We start from the raw sequence: 19,905 nt of genomic DNA, 5'->3' as shown, positions 1-19,905 counted from the left end.
TGTCCGGTAATGCACCAGTGATCGGGAGCCACGGTGAACCTCGAGACCAAATGGCTGGAAGACTTCGTCACCCTGGCCAATACCCGAAGCTTTTCTGCTGCCGCGCGTCAGCGCCATGTCACCCAGCCGGCCTTCAGCCGCCGAATCCGGTCACTGGAACACGCCATCGGTGTCATTCTGATCGATCGTTCCACCACGCCGGTAGGTATTACATCGGAAGGTCAGCTATTTCTGGTGACAGCGCGTAATCTCGTCGAGCAGCTCACCGAGTCGCTCGGCCATCTGCGCGGACTCTCCATGGCTAACGAAGCCCTTGATATTGTCGCCGCGCATTCGCTGGCACTGAGCTTCTTCCCGCAATGGATCTCGCGGCTCCAGCAAGGCGTGGGGGAACTACCTACACGGCTGGTAGCCATGAACGTCGGCGAGGCCATTCATGTGTTGCGCGAGGGCAATTGCGATCTGATGCTCGCCTACTACGACCCCTACGCCAGCATGCAGCTGGACGCCGAAGTCTTCCCCTCCTTCTCGATCGGCAAGGTCAACATGCTGCCGGTCTCGCTGCCTGATGCGGCGGGCAAGCCACGATTTCCCTTGGCAGGTCAGGAGTCGATCCCGTATCTCTCCTATACCCAAGGGGCCTTCCTTGGTCGCAGCGTGCGCATGTTGCTCAAGAATGACCCGTTGCGCATGCGCTTGCGAACCGTATACGAGACCGCCATGGCCGAAGGTCTCAAGGGCATGGTGCTGCAGGGCGTTGGCATGGCGTGGATCCCCGACTTTTGCATTCGCGAGGAACTGTCGAGCGGCAGACTGGTTCGGGCTGGCAATCAGAAGTGGGACGTGCCGCTGGAGATTCGTCTCTACCGCTGCTCACTGGTGCATAAACCTGGCGTGGAAACTCTTTGGCGCCAGATGATGAAGCTGCCACGAGACTTCCTTCATGCCTGAGTTCGAAACACTCAAGCGCCGGCATAATCCGCGGGAAGCCCCAGGAAGTTCTGGATGATGAAGAAGTGATCCTCGAACAGACCCTCCGGTTCGAGATCGGCCAGCGCTACCCATCGGGCATGATCACCGCCCTTGACGGGTTTTAGTTGCGGTAGCTGTTGCTCGGGACGCAGCGCAAAGTAAAAGGCCTCGGCCAGGGTGCGTCCTCGCCAGCTACGGTGGGGCTCGTCGAATAGCCGCTGGGCGCGCAGTGAGCCCTTAAGGACAGGTTCCGGCACCTTCAGGCGGATCCGTTCGCGAAGCTCGCGCAAGCATCCATCGAGTAACCGCTCATGGGGATTGATGAAGCCGCCCGGCAGGGCGAAGAGCCCCTTTCCGGGGGCCGCAGTGCGTCGAACCAGCAACACATGACCCGATTGTACGACCACCGCGCTGACGGTAACGAAGATCGGGGGGTAGGGCGCCTGATCCCAGGCAGAATGATACTGGTCGAGCAAGCGCTGCTCCTCGACCAGCTGCTGGTAGGGCTCTGCCTCGAGAAAGTTCTGGATCCCGCCGACCACGCCCGGGGGAAGATCGTGGCTGGCGTTGGTGCTCAGGTAATCTTCAGCGGACGCCACGGAGCGGAACAAACGCTCGCGTATATGGCTAGCCGAGATGCTTTCGACCAACGGCACGCTGACCGATTCCCATTGAGGAAACAGCGACAGATAATAGCTCGATTGCCCTCGACTGGCGCCAATCAGGCCGATGCGCGGTAAGCGTGCTCGGTCGGGGCTGGCGATATCGCGCACCTTGCGCTGTACGTCGCGCACCCAGACATCATTGTTATAAAGAGCATCCAGCAACGGGACGATCTCGAGTCGATCGTTGTCTTCGCCGTCGAAAGCGCTGCGCAGCATGTGTTGGCGCTCTTCGTAATGCCAGGGGTTTCGCAGCGAGCGAGCCTGCCAGGCAGAGCCGATCAGGACAATCACTTGGCGTGCGCGCTTGAGCGCTTCGTGGATTACCGCAAGATGACCCAAATGAGGAGGTTGGAAGCGGCCGATGAATACCAGACAGTCGAAATCAGAGTCGCGAATATCTTCGTCTGGTCGATGGCTCATGGGCAATCCTGGCTGAAGAAGGGCATCAACTATTATCGTTACGCCCGCCATATGGTGCAATGATGATCAACTCACGGCGAAGCCCCGTCTATTCACGTATCCTTGACCGAGGACACACGCATGGCAGGGAAACATCGTGATCATATCGATCGTGCTTTTCTGGTGGCAGGTCGTTCAGGATGCCACCAAACTCTGGCTGGAGCGCAATGCGTTCAGTTATGCCGGTTCACTGGCGTTCTATACCTTGTTCTCATTGGCACCGACCATGATCATTGCCGTGACCGTGCTTGGTGTGGTCATGGGCGAAGAGGCGGCTCAAGGGCAGATCGTTGCCCAGTTGCAAAGCACCATGGGCGCCGATGCCGCTCAGGCGGTCGAGGATGCTGTCGCTCAGTCGCGTATCGAGGAATCCGGTTTGCTACCGACGCTGCTGGGTGTCGGCGCCCTGCTGGTCGGCGCCACCACTGTATTCGCGCAGATGCAGTTTTCATTGAACACGATCTGGGGCGTCACCGCGCGACCCAGCAGTAATAGCCTGCTGATCTTCATCAAGAACCGCGTACTGTCCTTGACGGTGGTGTTGTCAATCGGCTTCATCCTGATGGTGTCGCTGGTCTTCGGCGTAGCACTGCGCGCCGTGTTGCAAACAGCCGATGACTTGCTACCTGTCGTGGGAATCCTGACGACATCTGCCGAGCTGCTCATTTCCCTGGCGGTCATCTCTGCGCTCTTTGCAACCATCTTCAAGGTATTGCCTGACGTGGTGTTGAGCTGGCAGGACGTGCTTGCCGGAGCGGTGGTCACAGCCGTTCTGTTTACGGTCGGTCGCTGGGGGATCGCTATTTACCTGGCCTATACCGCCACGGCGTCTACCTATGGCGCGGCGGGCTCGGTGGTGATGATCCTGCTGTGGGTCTATTACTCATCACTGATTCTGTTGTTCGGGGCGGCTTTCACCAAATGCCTGATGCTTCGCCGCGGACGGCATATCGTGCCACGCAATACGGCGGTGTTGGTGCGTCGCGAGCTGGTCGACGGCTTGTGAGTCAGCCATTAGATCGTTGAAAACGCCACGAGATCTTTGAAAATGAAGGGAGGCGAGCCATGCAGACATGCTGCGTGAAAGCCATGGTGACCGGCAAGGTTCAAGGTGTCTGGTTCCGTGGGGCGACTCAGGAACAGGCACTGCAGCACAACGTGACCGGCCATGCGAAAAACCTGCCCGATGGCCGCGTCGAGGTACTGCTGTGCGGTGATCGTGAGGCGGTCAAGAAACTCAGCGAATGGCTCTGGAAAGGCCCTTCAGGCGCCCGGGTCACTCATGTGGAATTCGAGGTGATCGATGCCCATGCCCCGGACACCTTCAGTACGCGATGAGCGCGCGAAACATCGCGTTCCGCGGACCCATCAGGATAGTGTGTCGGCGATCCACTCGCTGACAGCGTTCCCGTCGACGCCAAGGCAGACGTCCACCACGGGGGTGCTCGACCAGCGGGTCTCGATGAAACCGCGGCCCTGAGGCGCAAAGACGGTCTGCCCCTCGGCAACACCGGAGGTTGCCACGCCCAGGTGCCCGCGGGCGGTGGTGAACAAGTCGGGACGCAGCAGCCAGGCGAGGGCGCAGCTGTCGTGCGGACAGCAGCCGTCGATGCCAAGGAATTCGCGGTAAAAGTCACGATAGAAAGCGTAGCTTTCCGCCAGCACCCTGCCCAGGTGTCCACCTAGGCCGGATTCGATGCGATCCATGTGGGCCTGGGTCAGTACGCAGCGATGGGTGACATCGAGCCCCACCAGGACCAAGGGCCAGCCGGCCGTCAGCACTCGGGCGGCGGCATCCGGGTCGTTGAACATGTTGGCCTCGGCCACCGGCGTGACATTACCGCCCTCCTTGATCGACCCTCCCATGACCACGACCTGACTGACCTTCTCGATGAGGCCCGGATCGAGCTGCAGGGCCGCGGCCAGATTACCCACCGGACCGACGGTTACCAGGGTCACATCACCGGGGCGAGCGTTCACCGTATCGACGATGAATTGCGCCGCGCTACGCGGGTCTGCCTTGCCCTTCACCTCGGGCAACTCGATGTCGCCAAGACCGTTGACGCCATGAATATGCGCCGGGGCAGGGTGGCGAGGCTTGACCAAGGGTCCAGCTGCGCCTTGTGCGACGGGGACTGGCTGGCCGGCCAGTTCAGCAAGCAGAAGAGCGTTGTGCGTGGCGGTTTCCACGTCGACATTGCCATAGGTAGTGGTCATGCCCAGAAGTTCGATTTCAGGGTGGCGCAGGGCAATGGCAATGGCCTGGGCGTCGTCCACGCCCGGGTCGGTATCGAAGATGATCGGATAGGGCATGAAGTGCCTCCTCGGAGCGATACATTTTCAAGTTAAAGCGTAGGTTAGAGAGCTCTCAGGCGTGGGACGGGACTCAGCCCGATGGTGAGGCCCTTTGCAAAGCCTCTTCGACCTGGGCGAAATGGGGAATACTGTCGGTGGCGCCATGGCGCTGAACGCTCAGGCCGGCGGCAATGGTGGCGCGATGTAGGCAATCCGTCACACTTCTGCCTTCCTGAAGGGCGGCAAGGTAATAGCCAATAAAGGTATCACCGGCGGCGGTGGTATCGACTGCCGTCACCGGCAATGCAGGTTGATATTGGCGCTCATCACCTCGTTGACGCCAGGCGCCTTCACTACCCAAGGTCAACACTGTCTCGGTAGCGGGAAGCTTGCTTGCCAGAGCCTCCAGCAGTGCCTCGGCTGCAGTGGATTCCGGCAGTTCGACCAGGCGCGCTGCCTCGCCGCGGTTGACGAACAACAAGCGGCAGTGTTCGAGCGGAAGCGATAACACCTCATCGGTCATCGGCGCCGGGTTGAAGGCAATATTCAAGCCATGCGCACTCGCCTGGGTCATCTGATGGGACAGGGCGTTGCATTCATTTTGAACCAGCAGCCAGTCGCCTGATTGCGTACTGCTGATGGCGTCATCAAGGTTCGACGACAGGAAACCGTGATTGGCGCCGGCAAAGAGCAAGATGGCATTCTCGCCCTGATCGTCGACCTGAATGATCGCATGGCCGCTGGGCTCCTCCACCAATTCGACACGCGAGACGTCGATGCCGGCCTCGGCAAGAAGGTCTCGTGCCCAGCCATCCTGGCGGCCGACACGACCCCAATGCGCGATCGCGGCACCCGCACGCGCCAGGGCCAGCGACTGGTTGGCGCCCTTGCCGCCCAGGCCAATACGATAATCATGGCTGGCCAGCGTCTCGCCAGGGGTGACGAAATGGGCAACGCGATAAAAATGGTCGAGGTTGATAGAGCCAAGGTTGTAGAGCATGGAGGCTCCTCGATCAGCTGGCTTGCCAGGTACGCAGGTTATCCACGGTCAACGAGACGATCCGCTGACGCGCCTCAGGCGTGATCCAGGCATTATGGGGAGTGACGATCAGGTTGAGGGGCTCGGCAAGGGCATCGAGTAGCGGATGACCGTCACGCGGCGGCTCCTTGGGCAGTACATCGACCCCGAGTCCACCCAGACGGCCGTTACGCAGGGCGGTGAGTGCGGCCTGTTCGTCGATGATGCCGCCGCGAGCACAATTGATCAGCAGCGCACCGGGCTTGAACTTCTCGAGCAACTCGGCGTCGACCAGATGACGCGTCGCCTCGGTGAATGGGCAGTGCAGGCTGATCACATCGGCCTCGGGTGCCAGCTCATGAAATCCTCGGCGACTGTCGTTGGCTTCGTTGCCCGGCCGGGCCGCGAAGCTGACACGCATATCGAACGCCTCACCCAGTTGAGCGACCTTGAAACCCAGCTCCCCCTGGCCGACGATCACGAGGTGCTTGCCCTCAAGCTGTAGAGTGCGGTGATCCATCAGACAGAAGATCGGGCTCTGATTCCAGAGGTCGTTGCGCACGTCCTGTTGGTAAAGAGGCAGACGGTTGGCCAGCGCCAATATCAGCATCAGGGTATGCTGGGCGACGCTGGCCGTCCCGTAGGCGCTGACGTTACGCACTTCGATGCCGAGCCGCTCGGCGGCCGCCATGTCGATGTTGTTGGTGCCGGTCGCCAGCACACAGATCAGACGCAGTTCGGGTAGCGCCTCCAGGGTTGCGGCGTCGAGCACTACCTTGTTAACGATGGCGACCCGCGCGCCGGCGAGACGCTCGGTGCTCTGCTCGGTGGTGGTGAGCGAATGGACCTCGAGGGTGTCGACATAGTCGCGGACCGGGGTAAGGTCGATGTCGTGGCCGAGGCTGTCGGCGTCGAGAATCACGGCTTTCATGAGATGTCCTTGGTGGCGGTTCCCTGTTGCGGTCAGAAGGCGCATACCTTGCCCGCAGTGGTGGTGATCACGCTATAATGACCGGCTTTGGGCAGGCTTGGAATATCCGTGGGCCGGCCACATATTCGTCAGGCGAGACGCCCATCGTCGCCTGGCGTCGCCTTTTCTGGGCAATGTCGTTTTACGGAGTGATTCAAACCATGCCCATCTACGAATACGAGTGCAAGGCCTGCGGCCATCGTCTGGAAAAGCTGCAGAAGATCAGCGCCCCGCTGCTGACCGACTGCCCGGCCTGCGAGACCCCCGAACTGACGCGGCTGATCTCTGCCGCCGGCTTCCGGCTCGCCGGCAGCGGCTGGTACGAGACCGATTTCAAGTCCGGTAGCAAGAAGAATCTGGCCGGGGATTCCTCCAGCGAATCTTCAGGCTCCAGCGACAAACCGCCAGCAAGCAGCAAGCCGGCGACCAAGAAGGATGAAACGGCGGCCTGAGGGCCGCCTCCAGGCTCGAGCCTCGGGCAACACATTTTTGACAACGCAACGGAACAGGATACGACATGCGCAGCCATTATTGCGGCCAGCTGAACGAGACCCAGGTGGACCAGACGGTCACACTGTGCGGTTGGGTACATCGCCGCCGTGACCACGGAGGCGTGATCTTCCTCGACATGCGCGATCGCGACGGCATCGCCCAGGTCGTGGTCGACCCCGATACCGCCGAGGCTTTCGCCAATGCCGACCGCGCCCGCGGCGAGTATGTCTTGCGTATCGTTGGCCGGATTCGTCTGCGCCCTGAAGGCACCCAGAACCCCAACATGCCTACCGGCATGATCGAGGTGCTGGCCAAGGAAGTGGAAGTCCTCAATACCGCCGCCACGCCTCCTTTTCAACTCGACGAGCATGGTAAGGTCGGCGAGGAGGTTCGCCTAAAGCATCGTTACATCGACCTGCGCCGCCCGGAGATGATCGAGAAGCTGCGCTTGCGCTCGCGTATTTCGCATAGCGTGCGGGCCTTTCTGGAAGGCCAGGGTTTCCTGGACATCGAGACCCCGATCCTGACCCGCGCCACCCCCGAGGGGGCCCGTGACTACCTGGTGCCAAGCCGCACCCATCCAGGCAGCTTCTTCGCGCTGCCCCAGTCGCCACAGCTGTTCAAGCAGCTGCTGATGGTGTCGGGGTTCGACCGCTACTACCAGATCGCCAAGTGCTTCCGCGACGAGGACCTGCGCGCCGACCGTCAGCCGGAATTCACTCAGATCGATATTGAGGCCTCTTTCGTCGAGGAGGAGGACATCATGGCGATCACCGAGACGATGGTCCGCCAGCTGTTCCAGGAGGTGCTCGACGTCGAACTCCCCGAGTTCCCGCGCATGCCCTATGCCGATGCCATGAGCCGCTTCGGCTCCGACAAGCCGGACCTGCGCATCCCGCTTGAGCTCACCGACGTCGATGACCTGATGAAGGATGTCGACTTCAAGGTCTTCTCGGGCCCTGCCAATGCCGACGAGGGTCGCGTCGCCGCCCTCAAGGTCAAGGGGGGCGCCAGCCTCTCCCGCAAGGAGATCGACGACTACACCAGGTTTGTCGGCATCTACGGCGCCCGCGGGCTGGCCTGGATCAAGGTCAACGAGCGAGCCAAAGGGCTCGAAGGGCTGCAGTCGCCCATTGTCAAGTTCATGGAGGGCGTGGTCGAACAGTTGCTGGATCGCGTGGGCGCCGAGGACGGCGATATCATCTTCTTCGGTGCCGACAAGGCGCGCATCGTCAACGAGGCCCTGGGGGCGCTGCGCGTGCGCCTGGGCGAGGACCTCGACCTCTATACCGCCGACTGGGCCCCGCTGTGGGTGATTGACTTCCCGATGTTCGAGGAGGATGGTAGTGCCCGCCTGCAGGCCCTGCACCATCCCTTCACCGCCCCGTCCTGCGACGTCGAGACCCTTAAGTCGCAACCTGCCTCCGCGCTCTCGCGGGCCTATGACATGGTGCTCAACGGCACCGAGCTGGGCGGCGGTTCGATCCGTATCCACGACCTGTCGATGCAGCAGAGTGTGCTCGAGGTGCTGGGCATCGGCGAGGCGGAGGCGCGCGAGAAGTTCGGCTTCCTGCTCGACGCACTGCAGTATGGCGCACCGCCCCATGGCGGCCTGGCCTTCGGCCTCGACCGCCTGGTGATGCTGATGAGCGGGGCAAAGACCATCCGCGAGGTGATCGCCTTCCCGAAGACCCAGAGCGCGGCCTGCCTGCTGACCGAGGCGCCGGGCGAGGTGAGCGCCGAGCAGCTGCGCGAGCTAAATATTCGCTTGCGCCCCAAGGCCAAGGGGGAAGCCGCCGGTGAATAGGCGGTCAGCGCGATCTCGATGACCGACACACCGGCGCCTCCAGGCGCCGGTGTCAGCTTGATGACAAGGCGCCCCAGTGCGCTTGAGGATATCGGTGATGACCGGGACGTTCATGAACACCGCGATGGCGCGAGCACTATGCTGATTCTCGGTATCGACCCCGGCTCACGGATTACTGGATACGGGGTGCTGGATGCTGCCAGTACTACACCGCGCTACGTGGCCAGTGGCTGTATCCGCATCCAGGCCGATGACCTTGCCCAGCGACTCGCCCAGATCTACGCCGGCATCGGTGAGCTGATCGCGGTACACCGGCCGGGCGAATTCGCCATCGAGCAGGTATTCATGTCCAAGAATGCCGACTCGGCGCTCAAACTCGGCCAGGCGCGTGGCACCGCCATCGTCTGTGCGGCGAATCACGGCCTGCCTGTGAGCGAGTACGGGCCGCGTCAGATCAAGCAGGCCGTTACCGGCAGTGGGAATGCCGACAAGTCGCAAGTTCAACACATGGTGACCGCCATTCTGGGGCTCGACGGAACGCCCCAGGCCGATGCGGCCGATGGGCTGGCGATTGCCCTGACCCATGCCCACGCCCGCAGCGGCCTGCTTACCGTAGGAAGCTTCGGTGGGCATTCTAGCCGACGCAAGGGGGGGTCCTGGCGCGACTTCCGGCCCTGAGCGCCGGCATTTCACGACAACCTCAGCGATTCTCGAACGGCGTTTGATGGCGGACTGGTCAGTCGCTCGGACGACCAGTATAGTATTGGCACGGTGGCCTGAGTGATCACGATGGAATTGATGGCAATGGATATGACAACCCCATGATCGGACGCCTGCGTGGCACCCTGCTCGAGAAACAGCCGCCCTGGATGGTCGTAGATGTGAATGGCGTCGGCTACGAGCTGGAAGCCTCAATGAATACCCTGGTGTCGCTGCCCGTGAGTGGTGAGTTGGTGTCCATTTTCACGCATCTGGTGGTGCGTGACGACGCCCATCTCCTCTACGGCTTCGCCCGGGAACAGGAACGAGCGTTATTTCGTGCCCTGATCAAGGTCAATGGTGTTGGCCCGCGTCTTGCCTTGGCCATTCTTTCTGGTATGGACGAAGACGCCTTCATTCGTTGTGTGCTGGATGACGATGCCAAGGCCTTGACTCGTTTACCCGGGGTGGGCAAAAAGACGGCCGAGCGGTTGATCATCGAGATGCGCGATCGCTTCCCCCATTGGGAAGCCCCCCGCGAGACGCTCTCCGCATTCGAGGACGACACTGGCGCACTATCGTCTCCTCGTCAGGATCCGCTGGCCGATGCCGAGTCGGCACTTATCAGCCTGGGATACAAACCCGCGGAAGCGGCCAGGATGCTGGTCGGTCTCGAACAGGAGCCTTCCACCGAGGCCATGATAAAGGCGGCGCTGAGCCGACGCCTGGCCGGGTGATGCCCTTCATGTCGCAAGTCTCGACCCTGCCGTGCCGGAGAACCGCCGATGCTGGAGAATGATCGCCTGATCGCCGCCGACTCGAGCGAAGGGGAGGGGCATATCGATCGTGCCATCCGCCCCAAGCGACTGGCCGATTACATTGGACAACTCAGGGTCCGAGAGCAACTCGAGATCTTCATCGACGCGGCGCGAGGCCGTAGTGAGAGCCTCGATCACACATTGATCTTTGGCCCGCCTGGGCTTGGCAAGACGACACTCGCCAACATCATCGCCGAGGAGATGGGGGTCGGACTCAAGTCCACCTCCGGTCCGGTGCTCGAGCGTGCCGGCGATCTCGCCGCCATGCTGACCAACCTGCAACCCGGCGACGTACTCTTTATCGATGAGATCCACCGCCTGTCGCCGGTCATCGAAGAAATCCTCTATCCCGCCATGGAGGATTTCCAGCTCGATATCGTCATCGGCGAAGGTCCCGCTGCGCGTTCGATCAAGCTCGACTTGCCCAACTTTACCCTCGTTGGGGCCACGACGCGCGCGGGGCTTCTGACTTCACCGTTGCGCGACCGCTTCGGTATCGTCGAGCGCCTGGAATTCTATAACATCGACGACCTTACCGAGATCGTCACCCGCTCGGCGAGACTGCTGCGCGTCGAGACCGAACGGCCGGGGGCGGTGGAAGTCGCGCGCCGCTCTCGCGGCACACCACGTATCGCCAATCGGCTGTTGCGACGGGTTCGCGACTATGCCGAGGTTCGCGGCAACGGCCACATCGATGCCGATACCGCCGACTTGGCGCTCAATATGCTGCATGTTGACCATCATGGCCTCGACCATATGGATCGCCGCTTGTTGCTGGCGATGATAGAGAAGTTCGACGGCGGCCCGGTCGGCGTCGACTCTCTTGCGGCGGCGATCGGCGAGGAGCGCGATACCATCGAGGATGTCATTGAGCCCTACCTGATACAGCAAGGGCTGATGATGCGCACCGCTCGGGGTCGGGTGGTCACGCGTCAGGCCTGGCAGCACTTCGACCTGGCCCCCGACCAACACTCCATGGATGCACCGGGCGAGGTACGTCCATGAAGACGTCCATGAAAAAGGTACGGCCATGAGCGTGTTTCAATGGCCAGTGCGCGTCTATATCGAAGATACCGATGCCGGCGGTATCGTCTACTACGTGAACTATCTGAAATATATGGAGCGGGCCCGCAGCGAGTGGCTGCGCGCCTCCGGGTTCACCCAGCAGGCATTGCTCGAGAGCGGCATCCAGCTGGTTGTGCACCGCCTGGAGTGTCGCTATGCCAGGCCCGCTCGCCTGGATGACAGCCTGGACGTTGGTGTCGAGGTGTTGACCCAAGGGCGCTGCCGCTTGCAGTTCGCCCAGACGGTGGCACGCGATAGTGAGCCTCTCTGCGAGGCCAGGGTCGACATAGCCTGTGTCGATGCCAAGCGGTTCAAGCCCACACAATGGCCGCCGGCACTGGCCGCGGCCCTGATCTCTCGATCAGCCTCCGACCACCCGCAAGATGCTCAACAGTCAGTCTGACGAGGATGCCCGTGAACGACTCCATGTCTATTCCCCACCTGATCATGAATGCGAGCACCGTGGTGCAGGGCGTTATGCTGCTCCTGATAATCGCCTCGATCATCTCTTGGGTCATGATCTTCCAGCGAACCTTCGTGATGCGCCGTGCCCGCAAGGCGCATCAGGTCTTCGAGGAACGTTTCTGGTCCGGTGTCGATCTCAATGAACTCTACCGTGAAACACCCTCCGAGCAGGAAACTCAGGGCGCCGAGCACCTGTTCCGATCGGGTTTTCGCGAATTCAATCGCCTGCTGCCCAAGACCCGCAGTCCACAGGCGATCCTCGATGGCGTGCAGCGCAGCATGCGAGTGGCCTGGTCACGGGAAGAGGAGCGTCTCAACCTTCATCTGGTATTCCTGGCCACCGTCGCGTCGGCAAGCCCTTATATCGGCCTGTTCGGCACCGTCTGGGGGATCATGGGGTCCTTCCAGTCGCTCTCCATGGCCCAGCAAGCGACACTCGCCACGGTAGCCCCCTGGATAGCCGAGGCGTTGATCGCCACGGCGATGGGTCTGTTCGCCGCCATCCCGGCGGTCATCTTCTACAACCGGCTCTCGGCCGAGTCCGGTCGTCTTCTCGGCAAGTACGAAGACTTCGCCGAGGAATTCCATTCCATCCTGCATCGCAACCTGCAGGGCCGGGCCGAAACCGGTACCGCCTGAGGGAGGCGCATCATGCATGGACCTTTCAATCGCCGTGGCACCCGCAAGCCCATGGGCGAAATCAACGTGGTGCCCTTCATCGACGTCATGCTGGTGTTGCTGGTGATCTTCATGATTACCGCGCCCATGCTGACCCAGGGCGTTCAGGTCGATTTGCCGCAGGCCAGTTCTGAACCGATCGACGAGGCCGAAAACAGCGAGCCTATCGTCGTATCGGTGAACCGTGAAGGGGAGTATTTTATCTCGCTGGGCGGTGAGGAGACGGCAGTGAGTCTCGACGAAATCGCCGACCGTGTCGTTGTCCTGCTCGATCGCAACCCGGCGACGCGCGTGCTGGTCCGAGGAGACCGCAACGTTTCCTATGGTCAGGTGATTACCCTGATGAGCACGCTGCAGACCGCCGGGGTGGCCGATGTCGGCTTGATCTCGGAACCGTCCCCCGGCGAGGGTTGAGGAGTCGACATGGCCAGACACGACCAGCGCGTGGGTTATGGTCTGCCGACCATCCTTGCCATCGTCCTGCACCTGGGTATTTTGCTGTTCAGCGTGATGCGCTTTCCCCAACAGGAAGAGGCATCACCGAGCAGCTCCATCGTTCAGGCGACCCTCGTCAGCACCGAAACCACCACCGATCAGGCCCAGCGCGCTGAAGAGGCGCGCTCACGCGCCCTCGCTCGCGAGGAAGAGGAGCGGCGTCAGTCCGAGGAAGCAGAGCGCGAGGCCGAAGAAGCAGAACGCGAGGCCGAGGAAGACGCGCAGGCGGAAGATGCCGAGGCTCAGCAGCAGGCAGAAGAGGCTCGACAGCAGCGAGAGGTCGAGGCGCGTGAGCGCGAGGAAGCCCTCCGTGCTGCCGAAGCGGAAGCTCAACGCCGTGCCGCGCAGGCCGAGGAGCTGGCACGTCTGCGTGAACAGCAGGCCGAGGAACGACAGCGCCAGGAAGCCGAAGCCGAGCGTCAGGCTGCTGAACAGGCACGACGCGAAGAAGAAGCGGCAGCAGAGCGAGCACGCGAGGCGGAGGCTGAGGCAGAGCGGCAACGTCAGGCCGCCGAACAACAGCGTCAGGAAGAAGCCGAAGCGCAACGCCAGCGCGAGGAAGCGGCAGAACGCGAGCGTCAACAGGAACTCGAGGCGCAGCGACAGCGCGAAGCCGAGGCTGAGCGGCAACGTCAGGCCGAAGCCGAGCAGCGCCGCCAAGAGCAAGCTCGACAGCAGGCCGATGAGCAGCGTCGACGTGAGGAGGCAGCACGCCGCGCAGCCGAGGCGGCAAGCCAGGGGCTCGATCGCGCCATCGAAGGTGAGTCCGAGGACGTGGCCGCGGCGCGTCAGGCACAGCAAGCGGCCAATAGCTTCATTACGCTGGTGCGCCGCGCGGTGGAACAGGCTTGGGTTATTCCACCTAACTCACCCGAGGGTGCCAGTGCTGAGGTATCGGTGCGTCTCGGGCCTTCCGGCGAGCTGTTTGCTGCCAATATTACCCGGGGTAGCGGTGATGGGGCCTTCGACCGATCGGTGGTCCAGGCCGTGGAAGCCGCTGCACCGTTTCGTGAGTTGCGCGAGTTGCCCTCATCAGTGCAACGGGATTACCGTCAATTCAATCTACGCTTCAGACCGGGGGATATCCGCTGATGAAAGCCTTGATAACGACCTGGCTTGCGGCCGCGTTGCTGGTGTTCGGCAGCCTGGCCCAGGCTGACCTGACCATCGAGATTACCCGTGGCAGCGACCGGGCTACGCCGATTGCCGTGGTGCCCTTCGGCGGTGGCGACGCGCTGCCCGAAGACGTGTCGCGCATCATCCACGACAACCTGGCGCGCAGCGGGTATTTTGATCCGCTCGAGCGCAACGCGATGTTTGAGCGTCCGACCACGGGCGACGAGGTCCGCTTCGGTGACTGGCGTGCCCTGGAGGTTCGCTATCTGGTGGTGGGGACGGCCACTCAGGAAGGGAATGGCTACCGTATCCAGTACGAGCTGATGGACGTCAGCGGCGAGCGACGTATGCTCGGCGAAGTCGTGACCGCCGGCAATGGCGAGTTGCGTGGAGCCGGGCACTACATCAGCGACCAGATCTTCGAGGCGATCACCGATATCCGGGGTGCTTTCTCGACCCGAATCGCCTATGTGACCGCACGTGGCACGGGCGATAACATCCGCTTCGTCCTGCATGTGGCAGACGCCGATGGACACAACAGCCAGCAGATTCTTTCGTCAGACGAGCCTATTCTTTCGCCTAGCTGGTCACCGGATGGCCGCAAACTAGCCTACGTTTCCTTCGAAACCGGGCGTCCGGCCATCTACATCCAGAACCTGAACTCCGGGGAACGAGTACGCGCCACCTCTTTCGAGGGCATCAACGGCGCGCCGGCGTGGTCGCCAGACGGACGCAGACTGGCGATGTCGCTGTCAAAGGATGGCCAGCCGGAGATCTACGTGATGGATATAGGCTCCCGCGATTTCCAGCGTCTGACCAACAACTCGAGCATCGATACCGAGCCCAGTTGGGCACCCGACGGCCAAAGCCTGGTCTTCACCTCCGACCGCAGCGGTGGACCGCAGCTTTATCGCTATGATCTTGCCAGTGGCGAGTCGGAGCGGCTGACGTTCACCGGCAACTACAACGCTCGCGGCCGCTTTGCGCCGGATGGCGAGTCGCTCTTTCTGATCCATCGCGGCGACCGCGGATATCAGGTTGCCCGACAGGAACTCGACAGTGGGCGCCTGGTCGTTCTCAGCGATTCCGGGCAGAACGAGTCGCCCAGTGTTGCCCCCAACGGGACCATGGTAATCTTCGCCACCCAACAAGGAAATCGCGGGGTGCTCGGGGCGGTATCGGCAGATGGCCGATCCTCTTTCCGGCTTCCTTCGGCCGAGGGTGACGTGCGTGAACCCGCGTGGTCCCCATTTCTGGACTGACACGCATCGCCGTTGACACACCTCCCATATTTACGATGTCGATTCGCAAGACCAACACGGAGTGAACACATGCAACTCAAGCCCTATGCTAAATGTCTGGCACTGGCACTCTCTCTGGCGCTACTGGCCGGCTGTGCCAGCCGTGGGGGCAGCCAGGACGGAATGGCGGGTTCAGCTGATGGCTCGCGCGACGGGGTCTCCGGCTCCGATGCCACCCGCAGCGGCCAGGCCAGTGGCAGCCGCATGGGGGATGGGGCGGGACAGCAAGCCGACGCACGCATTCCCGAGGTTCGTACCATTTATTTCGCTTATGATAGTGACATCATACAATCAGAATTTGAGCCGGTATTGGCGTCTCATGTCCGCTACATGCGCAACAATTCCGATGCCAGCGTGGTGCTGCAGGGCCATACCGACGAGCGCGGTACCCGTGAATACAATATGGCCCTCAGCGAGCGCCGTGCCGATGCGGTGGAGCGGTTTCTGAACGTACAAGGCGTCTCGCCGTCGCAGATTGATGTTGTCGCGTATGGTGAAGAGCGTCCGGCGGCACGGGGCCAGAACGAAGAGGCCTATGCCCAGAACCGTCGCGTCGTGTTCGCCTATTGAACCGGCGTCTTTGCACGTAAGGAGACACGCATGAAACACGGTCTGAAAGGACTGTGCGGTGCGGGAGCCTTGATGCTCCCGCTGTCCGTATGGGGACCCGCCATGGCACAACAGCCGCTGATCGAGGATCTCTCCGATCAGCCGCGCTCTTTCTATGATCAAACGCAGGTACGTGAGGAATCCAGTGGTAGCCTTGTGTTGTTCAACCAGGTTGAGCAGCACAAGGAGGAAATCAGGCAGTTGCGCGGTCAGGTCGAGGAACTTCGCCATCAGATCGAACAACTGCGTCGCCAGACCCGCGAGCAGTACCTGGATATCGAGGATCGCTTGGCTTCGAGCATGGCGGGTGTCGATACCGGTGCCGAGGTGGACGCGGAGGCCGCCCAGCAGGTGGCGAATGCGCCATCCCCCAGCGGCACCAGCGCCGAGGCTCAGTCGGAGTATCAGGCTGCCTTCTCGCATGTTCAGTCACGCGAATTCACCGAGGCAATAGATGCCTTCGTCGCGTATGTCGATAATCATCCCGATACCGGCTTGACCGCGAATGCCTATTACTGGCTCGGGGAACTGTACGCTGCCGAAGGCGAGCTAGAACAGGCCGAATCGGCGTTCCAGCGCGTCCTCGATGACTTTCCACAAAGCCGCAAGGCGCCCGATACGCTCTATAAGTTCGGCCTGCTCAAGGCGCGCCAAGGCGAGCCGGAAGAGAGCCGAGCCCTGCTTGAGCGAGTGATCGAAGAGCACCCCGACACCAGCGCTGCCGGACTGGCCAATGATTTCCTGCGCCAGGACAGTTGATTTTAAGGAGCCCCGATGACCTGCAAGATCGACTACCAGCCACCGACGGATCTGCTCCGAGATCGCATTATTCTGGTGACAGGTGCGGGAGATGGCATCGGTCGGGCTGCGGCCCTGGCCTACGCCGCGGCGGGCGCCACGGTAATACTGCTGGGCCGTACCATCGCCAAGCTGGAAAAAGTCTACGATGAGATTGAAGCCCAAGGCTCCCCCCAGCCCGCCATCTTTCCGCTGAACTTCGAGGGCGCCACCCTCAAGGACTATCACGACATGGCGGAAACCCTGGACCGAGAATTCGGGCGGCTCGACGGCTTACTGCACAATGCCGGTATCCTGGGGCGCATCACCCCCTTCGAGCAGTACAATCCCGAGCTCTGGGAACAGGTAATGCAGATTAATATCAATGGCCCGATCTGGATGACCCAGGCGCTGCTGCCCTTGCTCAAGGCATCAAACGATGCCTCATTGGTCTTCACCTCCTCAAGTGTCGGGCGCAAGGGACGTGCCTATTGGGGCGCCTATGCGGTGTCGAAGTTTGCGACCGAGGGCTTCGTCGAGGTGCTGGCCGACGAGATCGAGCATCTAGGCAACTTTCGCGTCAACAGTCTCAATCCCGGTGCGACCCGCACCAAGATGCGCAAGACCGCTTACCCTGGCGAGGATCCCATTGCCCTGCGGTCGCCCGAGGAAATCATGCCCACTTACCTGTGGTTGATGGGCCCGGAAAGCCTTGGTCACAACGGGGAACGGTTCGATGCCCAACCGCCTAAAACCGTATAACCTCCCGCACTGACGACATGTCAGTTCAACAGCGCCTCGACCAAGGATTCTGAGGTGTCGAACCATCGATCGGCCGGCCAGGCTCGATAGTCGTCCCCTTCCTCGATATAGCCATAACCTACCGCGACCGCCGGCATGCCGGCGGCTTGTGCGGCCTGTATGTCACGTAGATGATCGCCGATGTACCAGCACTCGCCAGGTGTGCAATTCAGCCGTCGGGCCGCTTCCCATAGCGGCTCCGGTGCCGGCTTCTTGACCGGAAGGTCGTCCGCGCAGATCAGCACACCTGGCGTCAGCCCCAGCGCCTCGATCAGCGGCTCGGCATAGGCACGAGGCTTGTTGGTCACGATCCCCCAAGGGCGTGTTTGCGATTCCCAGGCGGTCAGCAGTCGCTCCAGCGGCGGGAAGACACGACTCTCCACCGCCACGGCACGACCGTAGGCTTCAAGCAGGAAGGCCCGTGCCGCGTCATGGCCAGCGGCTTGCTTCTCCAGGCCGAGGGCAAGAGTGACCAGGGCGCTACCACCGTTGGACACCTGAGCACGGATGACCGAGTAGGGCAGCGGCAAAAGCCGATGGCTCTCTCGCAACTCATTGGTCGCTCGGGCGAGATCGGGAGCCGTATCGACCAGGGTACCGTCCAGGTCGAAAAGCAGCGTTCGGGGGCGCGTATCGGCTGGCATCAGACGACATTCCGACGACAGTGCATGAGATAATTAACTGATACATCGTTGGCTGAGAGTCGATAGCGCCGTGTTACCGGATTGTAAACCAGGCCGCTCTGCTCGCGAACCTCAAGCCCCGCCTTGCGGCACCAGCCGGCGAGTTCGGAAGGGCGGATGAACTTGGCGTAATCGTGTGTACCGCGAGGTAGCATACGCAAAACGTATTCCGCGCCCAGGATCGCCAGGGCATATGCTTTGGGGTTGCGGTTGAGTGTCGAGAAGAACACCTGGCCACCAGGCTTGACCAAGCGGGTGCAGGCCCGCACCACCGAGGCCGGATCGGGCACATGCTCGAGCATCTCCATGCAGGTCACCACATCGAAGTTGCCCGGCGCTTCGTCGGCCAGCGCTTCCACGCTGATCCAGCGATAATCGATCTCCCTGCCGCTTGCCGAAGCATGCCGTCGCGCCACTGCCAAAGGCGCCTCGCCCAGGTCGATCCCGGTGACACGGGCGCCCCGATGCGCCATGGCCTCGGCAAGGATGCCGCCGCCACAGCCCACATCGAGGACTTTCTGCTCGGCCAGCCCGGCCCTGGCATCGATGAAATCCAGTCGCAACGGATTGATATCGTGGAGGGGTTTGAAATCACCTTCGGGATCCCACCAATGATCGGCCATGGTATCGAACTTGGCGATTTCCGCCGCATCGACATTGTCCGACTGTGGTCGGCAGTCTGTCATCTGAAACCTCCGTTGGAATCCTTGGTCAGCCACGGTGGCAAGCCGCGTAACGTTCGGTATCATGACATTATACGCGTACCCAGGGCGGCATTCCCATGTCATCGTCCCGGCTGCATCTCGACTCGCCCGACAAGGATGGTTCCATGATTCGCAAGGCAGTATTACCCGTCGCCGGTTTCGGCACTCGATGCCTCCCCGCCACCAAGGCGATACCCAAGGAAATGATCACCATCGTCGATCGACCGGTGATCCAGTACGTGGTACAGGAAGCCGTGACAGCCGGTATTCACGATATCGTGCTGGTGACTCACGGCAGCAAGAGTGCCATCGAAAACCACTTCGACAAGCATTTCGAGCTCGAAGCCACTTTGGAAGCCAAGGGCAAGTACGACCTACTCGAGGAGCTACGCTCCATCGTGCCTGAGGACGTCAATATCATCAGTATACGCCAATCCGAGCCGTTGGGGCTGGGCCATGCCGTCCTCTGTGCCCGGCCGATCATCGGTGACGACGAGCCGTTTGCTGTGCTGCTGCCCGACGTACTGGTCGATGACACGGGGCTTTCACGCAATGATCTCGCCGGCATGCTGGAGGCGTTTGATCGTACCGGTCACGCTCAGCTGATGGTCGAGGAGGTCCCCCACGACATGGTGTACAAGTACGGCATCGTCGATACCCGTGGCGAATTACCCGCACCCAGCGAGTCTTGTCAGATGGCCGGCGTCGTGGAAAAACCGGATATTGACGAGGCCCCCTCGAATCTCGCGGTGATTGGCCGCTATGCCTTGCCGGGCCGTATCTTCCCGCTGCTTGCTGAAACACCACCGGGCGCAGGGAATGAGATCCAGCTGACCGATGCCATCGAGTCGTTGCGTGTGCAAGAAGGCGTTGATGCCTGGCGAATGCGCGGCAAGACATATGACTGCGGCCATCAGCTAGGTTACCTGGAGGCGATACTTGCCTACGGCCGCCGTCATGCCCGCTACGGGGAAGGGTTCCGTGAATTACTGACCCGCTACGCTGGCGGGGAATGA

General features: G+C 61.6%; 23 protein-coding genes. 17 read left to right on the top strand and 6 right to left on the bottom strand.

Annotated elements, in window-relative coordinates; all coding sequences use genetic code 11:
* The first annotated feature begins 33 nt into the window (after positions 1-33).
* Positions 34-951: a LysR substrate-binding domain-containing protein gene (locus tag KG088_RS03140; protein ID WP_213824037.1), complete on the top strand. Its 918-nt coding sequence runs from the start codon at positions 34-36 to the stop codon at positions 949-951.
* An 11-nt stretch (positions 952-962) separates the two neighbouring features.
* On the opposite strand, the gene KG088_RS03135 is transcribed toward KG088_RS03140, so the two are convergent.
* The gene (locus tag KG088_RS03135; protein ID WP_213824036.1) at positions 963-2,057 is read right to left on the bottom strand and encodes a bifunctional nicotinamide-nucleotide adenylyltransferase/Nudix hydroxylase; all 1,095 of its coding nucleotides are present in this window, start codon (positions 2,055-2,057) and stop codon (positions 963-965) included.
* 136 nt (positions 2,058-2,193) lie between these two features.
* On the opposite strand from KG088_RS03135, the gene KG088_RS03130 reads away from it, so the two are divergent.
* Both KG088_RS03130 and KG088_RS03125 read left to right on the top strand, forming a co-directional pair.
* Complete coding sequence (locus tag KG088_RS03130) at positions 2,194-3,102, top strand: YihY/virulence factor BrkB family protein (protein ID WP_213824035.1); 909 nt, start codon at positions 2,194-2,196, stop codon at positions 3,100-3,102.
* A gap of 59 nt (positions 3,103-3,161) precedes the next feature.
* Positions 3,162-3,434 (top strand): acylphosphatase, encoded by a 273-nt coding sequence (locus KG088_RS03125; protein WP_213824034.1) that lies wholly within the window; start codon positions 3,162-3,164, stop codon positions 3,432-3,434.
* A gap of 30 nt (positions 3,435-3,464) precedes the next feature.
* On the opposite strand, the gene KG088_RS03120 is transcribed toward KG088_RS03125, so the two are convergent.
* The 3 genes from KG088_RS03120 to KG088_RS03110 all read right to left on the bottom strand — a co-directional run bounded on the left by KG088_RS03120 (position 3,465) and on the right by KG088_RS03110 (position 6,340).
* A complete protein-coding gene (locus KG088_RS03120; RefSeq protein WP_213824033.1) occupies positions 3,465-4,409 on the bottom strand; it encodes a nucleoside hydrolase in 945 nt (314 codons plus the stop codon).
* A gap of 73 nt (positions 4,410-4,482) precedes the next feature.
* A complete protein-coding gene (locus KG088_RS03115) occupies positions 4,483-5,391 on the bottom strand; it encodes a ribokinase (protein WP_213824032.1) in 909 nt (302 codons plus the stop codon).
* 13 nt (positions 5,392-5,404) lie between these two features.
* Entirely contained in the window at positions 5,405-6,340 is a 936-nt protein-coding gene (locus tag KG088_RS03110) for a D-2-hydroxyacid dehydrogenase (protein ID WP_213824031.1), read from the bottom strand.
* Between the two features lie 200 nt (positions 6,341-6,540).
* Here KG088_RS03110 and KG088_RS03105 point away from each other — a divergent pair, with 200 nt between their 5' ends.
* The 13 genes from KG088_RS03105 (at position 6,541) to KG088_RS03045 (ending at position 17,463) form a co-directional block, all read left to right on the top strand.
* The gene (locus KG088_RS03105) at positions 6,541-6,831 is read left to right on the top strand and encodes an FmdB family zinc ribbon protein (RefSeq protein ID WP_213824030.1); all 291 of its coding nucleotides are present in this window, start codon (positions 6,541-6,543) and stop codon (positions 6,829-6,831) included.
* Positions 6,832-6,896: 65 nt separating this feature from the next.
* Positions 6,897-8,678, top strand: a complete 1,782-nt coding sequence (gene aspS / locus KG088_RS03100) for an aspartate--tRNA ligase (RefSeq protein ID WP_213824029.1) — start codon at positions 6,897-6,899, stop codon at positions 8,676-8,678.
* Positions 8,679-8,816: 138 nt separating this feature from the next.
* The gene (gene ruvC, locus KG088_RS03095) at positions 8,817-9,356 is read left to right on the top strand and encodes a crossover junction endodeoxyribonuclease RuvC (protein WP_213824077.1); all 540 of its coding nucleotides are present in this window, start codon (positions 8,817-8,819) and stop codon (positions 9,354-9,356) included.
* A 143-nt stretch (positions 9,357-9,499) separates the two neighbouring features.
* Positions 9,500-10,114, top strand: a complete 615-nt coding sequence (gene ruvA / locus KG088_RS03090; protein WP_213824028.1) for a Holliday junction branch migration protein RuvA — start codon at positions 9,500-9,502, stop codon at positions 10,112-10,114.
* A gap of 48 nt (positions 10,115-10,162) precedes the next feature.
* The gene (ruvB, locus tag KG088_RS03085) at positions 10,163-11,200 is read left to right on the top strand and encodes a Holliday junction branch migration DNA helicase RuvB (protein ID WP_213824027.1); all 1,038 of its coding nucleotides are present in this window, start codon (positions 10,163-10,165) and stop codon (positions 11,198-11,200) included.
* Between the two features lie 25 nt (positions 11,201-11,225).
* Positions 11,226-11,663 (top strand): tol-pal system-associated acyl-CoA thioesterase, encoded by a 438-nt coding sequence (ybgC, locus tag KG088_RS03080; RefSeq protein ID WP_213824026.1) that lies wholly within the window; start codon positions 11,226-11,228, stop codon positions 11,661-11,663.
* Positions 11,664-11,674: 11 nt separating this feature from the next.
* Entirely contained in the window at positions 11,675-12,364 is a 690-nt protein-coding gene (gene tolQ, locus KG088_RS03075) for a protein TolQ (RefSeq protein WP_319941375.1), read from the top strand.
* Between the two features lie 12 nt (positions 12,365-12,376).
* Entirely contained in the window at positions 12,377-12,817 is a 441-nt protein-coding gene (tolR, locus tag KG088_RS03070; RefSeq protein ID WP_213824025.1) for a protein TolR, read from the top strand.
* Positions 12,818-12,826: 9 nt separating this feature from the next.
* Positions 12,827-13,990, top strand: coding sequence for a cell envelope integrity protein TolA (tolA, locus tag KG088_RS03065; RefSeq protein WP_213824024.1), 1,164 nt, complete (start codon positions 12,827-12,829; stop codon positions 13,988-13,990).
* Positions 13,990-15,276, top strand: coding sequence for a Tol-Pal system beta propeller repeat protein TolB (tolB, locus tag KG088_RS03060; RefSeq protein ID WP_213824023.1), 1,287 nt, complete (start codon positions 13,990-13,992; stop codon positions 15,274-15,276). The genes tolA and tolB overlap by 1 nt, the downstream gene beginning before the upstream one ends.
* Before the next feature lie 69 nt (positions 15,277-15,345).
* Positions 15,346-15,885, top strand: a complete 540-nt coding sequence (gene pal / locus KG088_RS03055) for a peptidoglycan-associated lipoprotein Pal (protein ID WP_213824022.1) — start codon at positions 15,346-15,348, stop codon at positions 15,883-15,885.
* Between the two features lie 30 nt (positions 15,886-15,915).
* Positions 15,916-16,683: a tol-pal system protein YbgF gene (gene ybgF, locus KG088_RS03050; protein ID WP_213824021.1), complete on the top strand. Its 768-nt coding sequence runs from the start codon at positions 15,916-15,918 to the stop codon at positions 16,681-16,683.
* A gap of 15 nt (positions 16,684-16,698) precedes the next feature.
* Complete coding sequence (locus KG088_RS03045) at positions 16,699-17,463, top strand: YciK family oxidoreductase (RefSeq protein WP_213824020.1); 765 nt, start codon at positions 16,699-16,701, stop codon at positions 17,461-17,463.
* Positions 17,464-17,483: 20 nt separating this feature from the next.
* Here KG088_RS03045 and KG088_RS03040 read toward each other — a convergent pair whose 3' ends face one another.
* Together KG088_RS03040 and ubiG are read right to left on the bottom strand one after the other, a co-directional pair.
* Complete coding sequence (locus KG088_RS03040) at positions 17,484-18,146, bottom strand: HAD family hydrolase (protein WP_213824019.1); 663 nt, start codon at positions 18,144-18,146, stop codon at positions 17,484-17,486.
* Positions 18,146-18,871 carry a bifunctional 2-polyprenyl-6-hydroxyphenol methylase/3-demethylubiquinol 3-O-methyltransferase UbiG gene (gene ubiG / locus KG088_RS03035; protein WP_213824018.1) on the bottom strand — a complete coding sequence of 242 codons (726 nt, stop codon included), beginning with the start codon at positions 18,869-18,871 and terminating at the stop codon, positions 18,146-18,148. Before ubiG ends, KG088_RS03040 begins: the two co-directional genes overlap by 1 nt.
* 143 nt (positions 18,872-19,014) lie before the next feature.
* Between ubiG and galU the strand changes: the two genes are divergently transcribed.
* Positions 19,015-19,905: a UTP--glucose-1-phosphate uridylyltransferase GalU gene (gene galU, locus KG088_RS03030; RefSeq protein WP_213824075.1), complete on the top strand. Its 891-nt coding sequence runs from the start codon at positions 19,015-19,017 to the stop codon at positions 19,903-19,905.

This window comes from Halomonas jincaotanensis (assembly GCF_018448785.1).
In the GTDB taxonomy this organism is placed as follows: domain Bacteria; phylum Pseudomonadota; class Gammaproteobacteria; order Pseudomonadales; family Halomonadaceae; genus Halomonas; species Halomonas jincaotanensis.
Note: the sequence above shows the minus strand (reverse complement) of the source record. Positions and strands in the feature narration are given on the sequence as shown.